This window comes from Mycobacterium sp. 5-140-3-2 (assembly GCF_035666375.1).
Lineage (GTDB): Bacteria > Actinomycetota > Actinomycetes > Mycobacteriales > Mycobacteriaceae > Mycobacterium > Mycobacterium intracellulare.
In genome coordinates, this window is the sequence record NZ_CP142025.1 from 5,363,241 (window position 1) to 5,376,565 (window position 13,325).

The 13,325-nt window shown below is 68.2% G+C and carries 15 protein-coding genes; 2 read left to right on the plus strand and 13 right to left on the minus strand.

All coding sequences use genetic code 11. From position 1 onward, the window contains the following. Positions 1–6: 6 nt before the first annotated feature. From P6281_RS25175 to P6281_RS25215, 9 genes are all read right to left on the minus strand, one after another. A complete protein-coding gene (locus P6281_RS25175) occupies positions 7–870 on the minus strand; it encodes an SDR family oxidoreductase (RefSeq protein ID WP_008262046.1) in 864 nt (287 codons plus the stop codon). A gap of 56 nt (positions 871–926) precedes the next feature. After that, positions 927–2,360 carry an aldehyde dehydrogenase family protein gene (locus P6281_RS25180; RefSeq protein WP_009956640.1) on the minus strand — a complete coding sequence of 478 codons (1,434 nt, stop codon included), beginning with the start codon at positions 2,358–2,360 and terminating at the stop codon, positions 927–929. Positions 2,361–2,465: 105 nt separating this feature from the next. Beyond that, positions 2,466–4,043 carry an LCP family protein gene (locus tag P6281_RS25185; RefSeq protein ID WP_014386058.1) on the minus strand — a complete coding sequence of 526 codons (1,578 nt, stop codon included), beginning with the start codon at positions 4,041–4,043 and terminating at the stop codon, positions 2,466–2,468. A gap of 52 nt (positions 4,044–4,095) precedes the next feature. After that, positions 4,096–5,037, minus strand: a complete 942-nt coding sequence (locus tag P6281_RS25190) for a class I SAM-dependent methyltransferase (protein WP_008262051.1) — start codon at positions 5,035–5,037, stop codon at positions 4,096–4,098. A 33-nt stretch (positions 5,038–5,070) separates the two neighbouring features. Then, positions 5,071–6,012 carry a class I SAM-dependent methyltransferase gene (locus P6281_RS25195; RefSeq protein WP_014381484.1) on the minus strand — a complete coding sequence of 314 codons (942 nt, stop codon included), beginning with the start codon at positions 6,010–6,012 and terminating at the stop codon, positions 5,071–5,073. Positions 6,013–6,087: 75 nt separating this feature from the next. Continuing rightward, positions 6,088–6,723, minus strand: coding sequence for a TetR/AcrR family transcriptional regulator (locus P6281_RS25200; protein WP_036459905.1), 636 nt, complete (start codon positions 6,721–6,723; stop codon positions 6,088–6,090). A gap of 2 nt (positions 6,724–6,725) precedes the next feature. Next, positions 6,726–7,709: a pirin family protein gene (locus tag P6281_RS25205; protein WP_014712547.1), complete on the minus strand. Its 984-nt coding sequence runs from the start codon at positions 7,707–7,709 to the stop codon at positions 6,726–6,728. Positions 7,710–7,860: 151 nt separating this feature from the next. Then, on the minus strand, positions 7,861–8,409 hold the full coding sequence (locus P6281_RS25210) for a Dps family protein (RefSeq protein WP_008262065.1): 549 nt from the start codon (positions 8,407–8,409) through the stop codon (positions 7,861–7,863). 89 nt (positions 8,410–8,498) lie between these two features. Next, positions 8,499–9,410, minus strand: coding sequence for a DNA-3-methyladenine glycosylase family protein (locus P6281_RS25215; protein WP_324738551.1), 912 nt, complete (start codon positions 9,408–9,410; stop codon positions 8,499–8,501). A gap of 62 nt (positions 9,411–9,472) precedes the next feature. Between P6281_RS25215 and P6281_RS25220 the strand changes: the two genes are divergently transcribed. Next, positions 9,473–9,871, plus strand: a complete 399-nt coding sequence (locus P6281_RS25220) for a nuclear transport factor 2 family protein (RefSeq protein ID WP_041785304.1) — start codon at positions 9,473–9,475, stop codon at positions 9,869–9,871. Here the strand turns inward: P6281_RS25220 and P6281_RS25225 are convergent. From P6281_RS25225 to P6281_RS25240, 4 genes are all read right to left on the minus strand, one after another. Then, positions 9,865–10,245 carry a DUF427 domain-containing protein gene (locus P6281_RS25225; protein ID WP_008262071.1) on the minus strand — a complete coding sequence of 127 codons (381 nt, stop codon included), beginning with the start codon at positions 10,243–10,245 and terminating at the stop codon, positions 9,865–9,867. The two genes, P6281_RS25220 and P6281_RS25225, sit on opposite strands and share 7 nt — an antisense overlap. A 50-nt stretch (positions 10,246–10,295) precedes the next feature. Then, entirely contained in the window at positions 10,296–11,123 is an 828-nt protein-coding gene (locus P6281_RS25230; protein ID WP_014383486.1) for a class I SAM-dependent methyltransferase, read from the minus strand. A 78-nt stretch (positions 11,124–11,201) separates the two neighbouring features. After that, positions 11,202–12,221 carry an NAD-dependent epimerase/dehydratase family protein gene (locus tag P6281_RS25235; RefSeq protein ID WP_014386062.1) on the minus strand — a complete coding sequence of 340 codons (1,020 nt, stop codon included), beginning with the start codon at positions 12,219–12,221 and terminating at the stop codon, positions 11,202–11,204. Continuing rightward, on the minus strand, positions 12,218–12,724 hold the full coding sequence (locus P6281_RS25240) for a nuclear transport factor 2 family protein (RefSeq protein ID WP_009956654.1): 507 nt from the start codon (positions 12,722–12,724) through the stop codon (positions 12,218–12,220). Before P6281_RS25240 ends, P6281_RS25235 begins: the two co-directional genes overlap by 4 nt. Before the next feature lie 75 nt (positions 12,725–12,799). On the opposite strand from P6281_RS25240, the gene msrA reads away from it, so the two are divergent. Further along, positions 12,800–13,312: a peptide-methionine (S)-S-oxide reductase MsrA gene (gene msrA, locus P6281_RS25245; protein WP_014386063.1), complete on the plus strand. Its 513-nt coding sequence runs from the start codon at positions 12,800–12,802 to the stop codon at positions 13,310–13,312. Positions 13,313–13,325 lie beyond the last annotated feature (13 nt).

Genomic DNA, 13,325 nt, shown 5'->3' on the forward strand with positions numbered 1-13,325 from the left:
CCGGGCTCAGCCCAGCTTGAAGCTGGCCTGCTGGGCGGCGGACAGGTCGGTGATCTGGCCCCACTTGGCGGCGATGTCCTCGACCGACGGCACGCTGTCGAAGGTGATGCCGTCGTTCTGGAACAGCGCGGTGCGCTGCACCTTGCCGCCGCCGACGATGAACACCGAGTCGGTGTCGGTCAGCTCCTCGGTCATCAGGTAGGCCACCACCGGGGCGACGTACTCCGGGGTGAGCTTCTCGAAGACCTCCGGCGGCAGGATGTCCTGCGTCATCCGGGTGGCGGCGATCGGCGCGACCGCGTTGGTCTTGATGTTGTACTTGGCGCCCTCCTGGGCCAGCGTGTTGATCAGCCCGACGAGGCCGAGCTTCGCCGCGCCGTAGTTGGCCTGCCCGAAGTTGCCGAACAGCCCGCTGGTGGAGGTGGCGACGACGACACGGCCGAAGCTCTGCTCACGGAAGTGCGGCCACGCGGCGCGGATGACGTTGTACCCACCGTAGAGGTGCACCTTGAGCACGGCGTCCCAGTTTTCGAAGGACATCTTGTGGAACGTGCCGTCGCGCAGAATGCCCGCGTTGCTGACCACGCCGTCGACCTTGCCGAATTCGTCGAGCGCGGTCTTGACCATGTTCTCGGCGCCCTCGGGCTCGGCGACGCTGTCGTAGTTGGCGACCGCCCGGCCACCGGCGTCCTTGATCTCCTTGACCACCTCGTCGGCCATGTTGTGGCCGGCGCCGGTGCCGTCGCGGGCGCCACCGAGATCGTTGACCACGACGCTGGCGCCCTCCTTGGCGAGGGTCAGGGCGTACTCACGGCCCAGTCCCCCACCGGCTCCGGTGACGATGACGACGCGATCCTGCACTCCGGGCATTAGGTTCCTCTCTGCTGTGAAAAACTTTGTCTAGCAACTGGTTCGGCGAAGCCGGGTCAGAACATCCGGCGGGCCATCTTGAAGGCCCGCTCGGTGTATGGAGGGTAGATGAAGCTCGACAGGTCGGGCCGGGTGGGCTTGGTCAGGACCGCCTTGCGGTGGCTGAACTCGTCGAAGCCCCACTTGCCGTGGTAGGCGCCCATGCCCGACGCGCCGACGCCACCGAAGGGCAGCTTGGCCGTCGACACCTGGAAGGCGACGTGGTTGACCAGCATGCCGCCCGCCGGCACCTCCTTGATCACCCGCTCGCGGGTCTCGCGCCGCTTGGTGAACAGGTACGCCGACAGCGGCTTGGGCCGCGAGTTCACGAAACGTATTGCCTCGTCCAGGTTTTGGACGGTGATCACCGGCAGGACCGGACCGAAGATCTCGTTCCGCATCAGCGGGCCGTCCGGGTCGGGGTCCACCACCACCGCGGGCTGGATGCGCAGCGTCGACGCGTCGCACGCCCCGCCGACCGTGACCGTGCCGTCCTTGCCGGAAAGGTAGCCGCTGATCCGGTCGAACTGCCGCTGGTTGACCACCCGCATGCCGTCCGGCTTGTCGGAGGTGAACTTGGTGATGGCGGCGCCGATCTTGTCGACCAGTTCGTCGCGAATCGTGGCGTCGGCCAACACGTAATCCGGTGCGACGCAAGTCTGTCCGGCGTTGAGCAGCTTCATCCAGGCGATCCGCTTGGCCGCCACCTCCACGTCGGCGTCCGCCGCGACGATCACCGGGCTCTTGCCGCCGAGCTCGAGCGTGCAGGGGGTCAGGTGCGGCGCCGCGCCCTCGTAGACCTTGCGGCCGATCTCGGTGCCGCCGGTGAACATCACCCGGTCGAGGCCCTGGGCGATGAGCTCCTGGCTGGTCGCGCCGTCGCCCTCGATGACCGCGATGGCGTCGTTGTCGAGGTACTTGGGCACCAGCTCGGCCATCACGCGCGAGGACGCGGCCGCGATTTCCGACGGCTTGAGGATCACGGTGTTGCCGGCGGCGATCGCCCCGACGGCCGGGCCCAGCGTGAGGTAGAAGGGGTAGTTCCAGGCGCCGATGATCAGCACGGTGCCGTAGGGCTCGTATTCCACCCAGCCGCGGCCGGGCAGCTGCGGCAGCTCCAGCAGTTGATACTTGCGCCGCGTCCACTTGCGCACGCGCTTGGCCGCGTACTTGGCCTCACCGGCGGTGGTGGCGATGTCGGCGATGTAGGCCTCGAAGGGGCTGCGGTCCAGGTCTTCGGCGAGCGCGGCGGCCAGCGCGGCCTCGTTCTCCTCCATCAGCTTCACCAGCTGCAGCAACTGCCGCTTGCGCCAGTCGACGTCGCGGGTGCGTCCGGTGGCGAAGGTCTGACGAAGCCGGGCAACCGTGGCGGCGACGTCGGCCGAGCCGGTCCCGTTCGTGGAGTCCTTGGAGAGCGATGCCTGCGATGCAACCGATTCGGTGGTCATCATTGTCCTTCCCGAGCAGAGTCCCGCCGCGGGGCGGCCGCTCATCGGTGATAACCGCGATACTAACCATCCGGTTGGGAGAGCAGTAGAAAGGATCGGGCCGCGCGGTTACTTGACGCAGGGGACGCTCGAGGCCGTCATCTGGCTGAGGTCGGTCGGCGCCGGGGCGCGGTCGCCGCTGCCGGTGGCGGCGACCGCACTCACCTGCCCGGACGACGGCGCGTCGCCGGCCGCGCCGGGTTGGGCTTCGGAATGGGAGAGGTAGTCCGCCGCGGGAAACCGCGTTCCCACGGTCAGCCGGACGGTTCCGGAGGCCACCGAGGGATCCGCGGTCGCCGGCACGTGCAGTTGCCCGGACAGGACCTGCGCGCCCGCGTCGGCGCCGGGACCGTATTCGATCGTGCTGTCGTCGGCCGCGGCGGCGGCGGTCGTGGCGCTGCCCCGGGTGAAGCCCCGGCCGGTGAGGGCCTCCTCGAGCGCGGCCGCGAGTCCGTCGCGCGAGCTGGCGTTGACGACGTCGAGGATGACGGGTTCGGTCAGCGCGGGCGGTGACTGGGCCGCCGGCGACGCGGCGTCGAGCGCGGCCGGCGCGTCGGACATGAAGCGCTCGTTGACGATGCGCCGGATCGCAGCGAGATCGACGAGGTTGATGTCGGAGCCGTTCGCGTCCTTGCCGAAGCCGGAGATCGGCAGGGTGTACAGCGACAGCGGCCGCCCGGTCAGCCGAGAGGCCCGCGCGGCGAACTGCCCGAGGTCGAGCCCGGCGTCGACGGCGACGTTGTCCCGGGCGACCTCGAGCATTTTGCGCAGCCCGCTCACGCTGGACAGCGCGCCGCCGCTGCGGGCCGCCTCGACCAACGACACCAGGAACGCCTGCTGGCGCCGCGTCCGATCGAAATCGGTGAACGAGCCGTCGTTTTCGTCGCGCCGCTGCCGCACGAAGGCCATCGCCTCCGCCGCATCGATGCGCTGTACACCCTGATGGAAGTCCGCGCCCGAGTAGCTGTCACGCGTATCGCCGTTGAGGCACACCGTGATTGGCTCCACCGCCTTGGCGATCTGGTAGAAGGCGCCCAACGTGACCTCGACGAAGTGGTCGACCGAGATACCCAAAAAGTCGCTGACGGCGCTGATTTCGGCCTTGCGGCCGGCCTCGCGGGCGGTTTGCTCGCGGGCCGCCAGATCGGTCGACCCCGCGCCGCCCGAGTCCCCGGCGGCCTGCGTGTTCAACGATTGCTGATAGGCCAGGCCGTACGCCTGCTTGATCTTGCCCGTGCACACCGAGCCGGGGCAGCCCGGCAGCTCGGCGTAGTCGTCGCGGGGAATCGACACCGCGGTGACGGGACCGTCACGGTCCGAAATGTGCACGACGATAAGGACATTGGCGTTGTAGCCGCCCGAGGTTTCGTCGCCGGCGTGCAGCGCGTCGTAAACCTCCTGCGGTAGCGGCCGACCGTTCTGGTCCAACCGGCTGTCCAGGCCCATCAGCAGGATGTTCTGGTTGTCGCCGAGCGAGGCCGCCCCATTCGGCAGCGCGTGGGAGATGATGATCCGGCCCAGGGCGGTGTGGTAACCCGTCCAGCCGATTCCGGTGATGGCCATGACGAAGGCCGAAGCGATGCCGGCGACGAGCCGGCCCTTCAACAGCACCCAGCGGTGTGATCGCTGCGCCGCGCCGCCGCCCATAATGAGTCATCATTATGGGCGATGACCTGCCGAAACGGCGGTAACCGCGCCGTTACAGGCGCTCGGCGATCACGAAGTCGGAGAAGGCGTCCTTGTCCTGGTCCAGCTCGAAACTCTGCACCCCGCGGTTCAGGCGGTGCATCTCGTCGATCGAGTTCTGCGCCGTCGCGCGCCAGCCGTGGTCGTTGAGCCAGTCGGCGAGGTTCGCGCGGTGCTCGTCGCGGTACATCAGCTCGCCGACGTCGATGGTCTCTTCCAGGCCGAGCTGGTCGGCGACCTTCTTGAATCGTTCCCGCATCTGCTGGCGCCGCTCCTCGGCGTGCATCGGTGCGGTTTCGGCGGAGACCCGACTGCCGGCCGGACTCAGCTCGCCGATCTGCGTGAACAGCTTGTCCTGCGCCTCGGCGGGCAGGTACATCAGCAGTCCCTCGGCCAGCCAGGCGGTCGGCCGGGTCGGGTCGAAACCCGCGGCGCGCAGCGCGGCCGGCCAGTCTTCGCGCAGGTCGATCGCCACCTCGCGGCGATCGGCGGACGGCGTGGCGCCGCTTTCGGCCAGCGTGGTGGTCTTGTAGTCCAGCACCTGGGGCTGGTCGATCTCGTACACCGTGGTGCCGGCCGGCCAGTCGAGGCGGTAGGCCCGCGAGTCCAGCCCCGACGCGAGGATCACCACCTGCCGGATCCCGGTGGCGACGGCGTCGGCGAAGTACTCGTCGAAGAAGTGGGTCCGCACCGCCTGGTAGCCGCGCATGTGCTGGATCCGGGCGGCGGATTCCTCATCGATGGCTTCGATCTTGGCCACGACGTCCGGGTCGAGCATGGCTTCCCACAGGACGTCGGCACCGGCGTTGTTGACGAGCAGCCGGGCGTAGGGATCGCGGATCAGCGCGTCGGGCTGCTCGGTCTCGATGGCCCGGGCGGCGGCCACCATGACCGCGGTGGTGCCGACGCTGCTCTTGATGTCCCAGGTGTCGTCGTGGGTGCGCAGTGAGCTCATGCATTAACTCCTTGGGTCTTGGGCAGGCGAAGGTCAAAAGGTGGTTTCGCCGAGGCGCGCCCGCAGCAACGTGCTGCGCACCGCCTCGTCGGAAAGGTCGTCGGGCACCGGGCGGCCGAGTCGGGCCATCTCCTCGCGGTTGTCCACGGCGTGCACGTGCCAGCCGTGGTCGGAAAGCCATGCGGCGGCGTCCGAGCGGTCCGGCTCGTGGTAGGTCAGCGCCTGGACGTTGACGTCCAGGCCGAGCCGCTCGCGCATCCGCAACCAGCGCTGCGAGTTGCTCCGCGAGTTGATGCCGAACACCTCGATCGCGACCTGGCTGCCGGGCGCGCTGAGCGCGGTCAACATCTCGAACAGCCGGTCCTGGGCATCGCTGGGCAGGTACGGCAGCAGCCCCTCGGCCAGCCAGGCGGTCGGCTGCGTGCGGTCGAATCCCGCGGCGGCCAACGCGGTCGGCCAATCCTCGCGCAGGTCCGCCGGGACGGGATGGCGGATCGCGGTGGGCACGGCGCCGTGCTGCTGCAGGATGCCCGACTTGTACTGCAGCACCTTGGGCTGGTCGATCTCGTAGACGGTGGTGCCGGTGGGCCAGTCCAGCCGGTAGGCCCTCGAGTCCAGGCCCGCGGCCAGAATCACCGCCTGCCGGATTCCGGAACGCACTGCGCCGTCGAAGTATTCGTCGAAGAAGTGGGTGCGCACGGCCTGGTAGTCGATGCCGGTTCGGTGCGCGCGCCGCCCGTGCTGATCGTCGGCGAGCCAGGACAGCTCCGGGTCCGCCAGCCGCGCCCACGCCGGGCCGGCCGACGACACCAGCAGGCGGGCGAACTCGTCACGAATCAGCGGGTCGGCGCCGGCGGTCTCCGCCGCGCGCGACGCGGCGACGCCCAGCGCGGTCGCGCCGACGAGTTCGGTGATGGACCAGCTGTCGCCGGCAGACCGCACGGAAGGCGGTGTCGAGGCATCCAGGTCAGTCATATCCCGACCATGGTACCGGGATAAGTTAGTTAGCCTATACGCTTTGTGCGCAACTTCACTGCGCCGCCCGGCGGGCTAGGCCCCCGGACGCCAGAGCGCGCCCTCCAGCAGCTGGCGCAGCATTCCGGTGACGGCCAGCATCTGCTGGTAGCTCTCGACGTAGCCCGAGTACAGGCCCACCCCGCAGATGATGACGAGCAGGGTTTCGACCAGTGCCGACGCATCGACGTCCGCCGCGAGCTCACCGTTTTCGATCGCGTCGTTGACGGCGCGCAACAGGAACTCGCGGCACACGCGCACCGACGAGTTGTCGGTTCCGGTCAAATCCGGATGGCGCTGGGACTCGAGTACGCCGCTGATTAAAAACGCCGATCCGGCGGGATTTTCCGAATTAGCCCTAACGGCCACGGAGATGAAGGCCGTCAGCCGCGCGACCAGCCCGGTTTCGGCGTCCGCCTCTTTGATACCGGCCGCAATGACGAATTCGTTGGTGTCCTCCAGAACTTCCCGATACAACGCTCGCTTGCTCGAAAAGTAATGGTTGATCGCCGGGCGGGTCAGGTCGGCACGGGAGGCGATGGCCTGGAACGTCGCGCCGTCGTAGCCGCGTTCGCTGAACACCAAACGAGCAGCTTGGATGATTCGTTTCCGGGTCTCGTCCGCCTTCGCCGCAGGCGGACGGCCCGGCCTGCGAGTCCCCCGTGGAAGCATTGCTAGAGTGTGCCACCGCCATGGTGGGGCATTAGTGCATTTGGCGGAATAGCGCCAAATTTTCCGGCTTGATAGTCCTCGAGCGCCTCGATCAATTCCGCGCGAGTGTTCATCACGAAAGGCCCGTAGTGGAATACCGGCTCGCGAATGGGCCGCCCACCTAGAAGCAGGACATCAATGGCGGTCGCGTCGCCCCAATCCCGAGCTCGCTCCGCCCCGACGGTGATCCGGTCGCCTGGGCCCAGGACCGCCAGCTGCCCCTGGTGGATCGGGTGGGCGACCGGCCCGACGTACCCGCTGCCCGACAGCACGTACACGAGCGCGTTGAAGTCGCGCCGCCAGGGGATGTTGAGCCGGGCGCCGTTCTCGACCGTCGCGTGCGCGAGCGTGACCGGCGTGTGCGTGACCCCGGGCCCCCGGTGGCCGTCGATCTCGCCCGCGATGATGCGGATCAGAGCCCCGCCGTCGTCGGACGCGACCAATGCGGCGTCACCACCCTCGATGGCCTGGTAGCGCGGCGGCGCGAACTTGTCCTTCTTCGGCAGGTTCACCCAGAGCTGGACGCCGTGGAACAGTCCGCCGCTCTCGACGAGTTCGGCCGGCGGCGTCTCGATGTGCAGGATGCCCGAGCCGGCGGTCATCCACTGGGTCGCTCCGTCGGTGATCAGCCCCCCACCGCCGTGGGAGTCCTGGTGCGCGAATTTCCCGTCGAGCATGTAGGTCACCGTTTCGAAGCCGCGGTGCGGGTGCCAGTCGGTGCCCCTGGGTTCGCCGGGCTGGTAGTTCACCTCGCCCATCTGGTCCATGTGGACGAAGGGATCCAGGGCGGCGCTACCGACCCCGGCGAAGGCGCGCACGACCGGGAACCCCTCACCCTCGTACCCGCGCGGGCCCGTGGTGATCGATCGCACTGGCCGCTCGGTGTCGGCGGGGCCGGGGCCGCGGACGCGCGGCAATGTCAGTGGGTTGGCCGTAACTGCAGGCATTTGACCTCCTCGTAGAGCGGACTACCCGGTATAACCGGACTAGGGTCCACTTATTCCGGGCGGTCGGCACCTGCGTGGCGGCCAAGCCGACGCGCCATCGCCCCGGCATCGATTTGCCGGGGCGATGGCGCGAAGTGTGCGACTGAGGGTGTCAGGATTTGCTGCGCGCACTCTTGGCGGCGGACTTCTCGGTGCTCTTGCCCGCGTGGGCGAGCTGACCGCCGGCGCTTTCCAGGTGCGCCCGGACGAACCACTGGAACTTCTCCAGCTGGCCCGCCTGGCCGATCAGCAGGTCCTGGGTCACCGGGTCGAGTTCGTCGGTCTCGTCGATGTATTGGCGGATGTCCTCGATCACGCCGTTGTAGACGAGGTCCAGCGCGGCCAAGTGGGCCTGGACGGTGTCGCGGCCCACCGAATAGTCGTCCCACGAGCGGTCCTTGATGATGGCACCCGGCGTGCCCTGCGGCGAAGAGCCCAGGGCGGCAATGCGTTCGGCGACATCGTCGGCGAAGCCACGCACGGCCTCCACCTGCGGGTCGATCATCTCGTGCACGCCGATGAAGTTCGGGCCGACCACGTTCCAGTGAATGTGCTTGAGCGTCAGGTGAAGATCGTTGTAGGTGCTCAACTGTTTTTGCAGCAGTTCGGTGAGCCGCGCCGCCTGCTTGTCGGTCAATCCCGGAATTGTGAACTGAGTCATCGCGTGTTTCCTAGCTTCCTTCCGTGGGGTTCCCACACACTTTCTTGCTCTGCTGGGTACCCGATGGCGACGCCGAAAAACGCGACGGATCACAGTGAGTGGATTTGCTGCACCGGCAGGCGCGGGCCCCGGCGCGGTTCGTAGGCCAATCCGCTGGCCTCGAGCAGCCGGACCACGCGCTGGCGATGTGGCCGCATCGGCTCCAGCAAGTCGAGCATTCCCGCGTCGTCGACGGGCTCACCCAGCAGTGTCCAGCCGATCATCTTGGGGATGTGGTAGTCGCCCACCGATACGGCGTCGACGTCGCCGAAGGCGCGTTGGGCCGTCTCCGCGGCGGTCCATTCCCCCACGCCCGGCAGGGACGTCAAGGCCGCCCGCGCCTGTGCCGCCGGCCGTGATGTCAGCCGCTCCAGCGACGCGGCGCGCTGCGCGCAGGTCACCACCGTTTGTGCGCGCCTGGGGTCGACGTTGGCGCGATGAAACTCCCACGACGGGATGGTTCGCCACCGCTGCGCCGACGGCGCCACCCGCATGCCCTCGGGGGCGGGCCCCGGCGCCGGTGTCCCGTACTTGGTCACCAGCACGCGCCAGGAGCGGAACGCGTCGGCGCCGGGCACCCGCTGCTCGATGATCGCCGGGATCAGCGCCTCGAGCACCAGCCCGGTGCGGCCCAGCCGCAGGTGCGGAACCCGCCGGTGCGCGGCGGCGACCGTCGGATGCCGCGGCACGAAGTCGGAGGCGTCGTCCTCGAGACCCAGCAGGGCGGGCAGCATTTCGACGAACTCACCCGCGCCGCTCCCCCACGCCACACAGTGCGCGGCGTTGGGGGCCGCGCGGCTGATCCTGGCCGTGACGGGGCCGGTGGGCAGCAGGCTGGTCCGCCAGATCGAGCCGTCGCCGGTCGCGCGGAAGCAGGGATCCGCGGGGCCGCGGCGCAGCGGCGACAACGTGTGCCCGAAGCTGGCGGCCCCGGGGAACACGACCGTGCGCGTGCTTTTCACCTGATGACTCTCCGACCGCTCGATTGACCCTGAACTCCGTCCCCAGTCAGTATTGCGGTGTGATGACGCCCTTCGATGACCCTCAGGGCGAACTGGCCTGGATGTTTTTGCAGAGCATCAGCGACGGCGGCGATCTGGACGAGGGCTTCGCGTTGCTGCGCGACGACTTCACCTTCTGGACGCTCTACACGCGCACCGCATGCGACAAGGACACCTTCCGGCGCGCGGTCGAGCGGCGCAAACAAGACGTCGAGCTGGTCATCGACCTGGTGCGCTGCGTCAACGAGGGAGAGACGGTGGTGGTGGAGGCACAGGCCACCGGCACGACGTCCGACGGCACCTCCTACGACAGCCCGTTCGTGTGCATCTTCGACACCCGCGCCGGGCTGATCGTCTCGATGCGCCTCTACGGCGACACCCGGGCGACGGCGTCCGCCCTCCCCGGATGGGTCCCCTACTGAGCCGAGACGGTGATGTCGGCCTTGTTCGGGTAGAACGCGACGTGCCCGGCGATCGCGGCGACCGCCGGATACGGCTGCTCATAGGTCCAGATCACGTCGTCGACGGTGTCACCGGACGAGGTCGTCACGCTGTAATAGCTGGCGTCGCCCTTGAACGGGCAATACGTGCTGGTGTCGGTGCGGGTGAGCCGATCCTGTTGCACGTCGGCGATCGGAATGTATTGCACCGCAGGGATTGTGGCTTCGCGCAGTTCCAGCGCGGCGGTGGTGTCGGCCACCAGTTCGCCGTTGACGCGGACCTGCACCCTGCCCTGGGTGGGTTCGATGGTGATCGGGTGCCCCGCGTTCGGCTCGAGGACTTGCCGGTGGGCCATGGTCGATACCTCCTACAGACGCCTATTGGGGCTGTAACACCCGGCCGCCGTCAACCCTTCCCGTCCGGCGGGCCGAATGCGTAGCGATGGTACTGGGACATGTTCGCGGCGGCGGGGATCAGCGACATCACCCTTCCCAGGAGTCGGGAGGAGCGTGGCAATCGTGCGAAGGTGTCCGACTCGAACCAGCGCTCGCAGGCCAGCAGCCGCACCGCCGGTACGGCCGCGATGATGTCGTCGGGCCCGTTGATCGCCCACCGCAGCGTGGATCCCGACCGTCGCACCACGGAGTTGAGCCATTGCGACTTGATCCCGAGCCAGTTGAACACGTCGAACTGCAGCTCACCCGAGCCGAACCGGTCGACCACCCGGCGCAGCAACGCGGTGCCGTCCTGCTCGGTCAGGTACATGGTCAGCCCCTCCCCGATCATCAGCGTGGGGCGATCGGTGGGGATTTCGCTCAGCCATGACGGGTCGGTGACCGAGGCGGCGATCACGCGATAGTGCTCGCGGCTCGGGTAGAGCTGGGCGCGCAGCGCCGCGACCTCGGGGTAGTCGACGTCGTACCACTGCACGTCCGGACCCGGCTGCACGCGGAAGAACCGGCTGTCCAGTCCGCAGCCCACGTGCAGGACGACCGAGCGCGGGTGCGCCGCAAGGAATTTGCGCGTCCACTCGTCGAAGTGTGCCGAACGGGTAGTGACCGACGGCGCCCGCCGGGCGGTGATGGTCGTCTTCTTCCAGTCGTAGTCGATGCGATCGACGATCTCCTTCGCGTACCGATCACCCAGGATCGGCTTGTCGAAGTCGGCGTCCAGCGCCTTGGCGTAGAACGTCGCCAGCATGGTCTGGGGAGCCCCGGTGAGATCGACGGACACTCGCTCGGTATTCACCCGCTCGAGGCTAGTCCCACGCCCAGCGCCGCGCCGCGTCCTGAACAGCGGTCGGCGTGGCGTTCAGCGGGGAGTCGCGCTCTTACCCTTGGCATTTCGCATGGCGGCCCAGAATCGGGCCGCCTCGCGGATGGACTCCTCGACCGGGCGTGGCTGCCAACCCAATTCGCGGACGGCCTTGCTGTGGTCGACGGGCGCCTCGGCACGCATCATGCGCACCGACGCGAGGCTGAGCTCGGCGTCCTTGCCGGTGAGCCGGGCTCGCAGGCTGCCCAGGGCGCCGAGGGCGTACAGCACCGGAACGGGGATGGAACGTCGCGGCGGCGGCACGCCGGCCTCGTCGGCCGCGATCCGCACCACCTCGGTCAACGCGATCATTCGCTCGGAGATCAGGTATCGCTCGCCGACGCGGCCGCGCTCGGCGGCCAACAGCATGGCCTCCGCGGCGTCGGTGACGCCGACGACCTCCAATTGGATGCCGTCCATGGTGAAGGGCAACTTGCCGAAGACGGCGCCGGCGATGAACGCGCCGTGCGGGGTGCGGCCCCAGTCGCCGCTGCCGTAGGTCGTCGACACGCACATCGCCACCGCGGGCAGCCCGGATTCGGCCACGTAGCGCATCACCAGGTTCTCGGCCTGGACCCGGGATTGGACGTAGTCCGACAACCCGCGGGTGGCGACGATGTCGTCCTCGGTCGCCACGCGCCCGCGCCGCCGGCCGACCGTCGCGTAGGTGCTGGTGAAGACGAACCGACGCAGGTCGGGTTGCGCGACGGCCACGTCGAGGACGTTGCGCAGCCCCTCGACGTTGGTGCGAAACAGCGGCGAGGTGTCGCGCAGCCAGGCGCGGGTGTCGACGACGCAGTAGTAGACGTCGTCGACCCCGTCCATGGCCTCCCGCAGCACGGCGGTGTCGAACACGTCACCGTGAAACCGGGTGAGCTCGAGGTCGTCGATGGACCGGGTGTTGGCGTTCTCGCGCACCATGGCCCGCACTTCATGGCCCTTGGCGACCAGCTGGCGCGTGACGTGCGAACCCAGGAAGCCGTTGGCGCCGATGACGAGTTTGGGCCTGGCGGTCACTGGGCGCCTCCGTATTGCTCCATGAATTGCGCGCCGGCCTCGTCGAGGGTGCCGAGCTCCTGCGCTTTGCGGCACCACTTCAACGTGGCCTGCACGAAGCGCAGCGGGTTGTAAATGTCTTCCTGCTGACGCCACAGGCCATCACCGGCGTAGGTGATGATCGAGATGTTGGTCGCGCCGATGACCGTGCCGTCACCCGGATCGCGCATCGGGTTGTCGAGTTCCATGATGATGCGCCCGGTGGCCTCGTCGATCACCGACCACAGCGACGGAAACGCGACCATGTGACTGCCGGGGAAGCTGCCCATCGTCCTGCTGATCCACTCGCGGACCTCGTCGCGGCCGTGCATGGTGCCCGCCGCGTGTTCGATGTACAAGACGTCGGGTGTGTAGTGCTGGACCCACGCGTCCCAGTCGTGCGACTGCGCGGCCGCATCGACGGTGGCTTCGAATTGCTCGAACGCGGCGGCCAGTTCGCTACGGGAGAACTTCGGCGTGCTCATGATTTCGCGGCACCATTGCAGCTCATCGGCGGAGTGTAGCCTGGGCCTCACTGTGGCGGGTGAGGAGGACGAGCGATGACCAACCAGAAAGCGATTCTCGCCGGCGGCTGCTTCTGGGGAATGCAGGAACTGATCCGCAAGCAGCCGGGGGTGGTCTCGACCCGGGTCGGCTACACCGGCGGTGACGTCCCCAACGCGACCTACCGCAACCACGGCACCCACGCCGAGGCCATCGAGATCATCTACGACCCGGCGGAAACCGATTACCGGGCGATCCTGGAGTTTTTCTTCCAGATCCACGACCCGACAACGAAAGACCGCCAGGGCAACGACCGCGGCCCCAGTTACCGGTCGGCGATCTTCTACCTGGACGAGGAGCAGAAGCGGATCGCGCTGGACACCATCGCCGATGTCGAGGCGTCCGGCCTGTGGCCCGGCAAGGTGGTGACCGAGGTCAGCCCGGCCGGCGACTTCTGGGAGGCCGAGCCCGAGCACCAGGACTACCTGCAGCGCTATCCGAGCGGATACACCTGCCACTTCATCCGGCCGGGCTGGAAGCTGCCGCATCGGGCCGCCTCCAGCCAGTAGCGGTCCCCGGCGA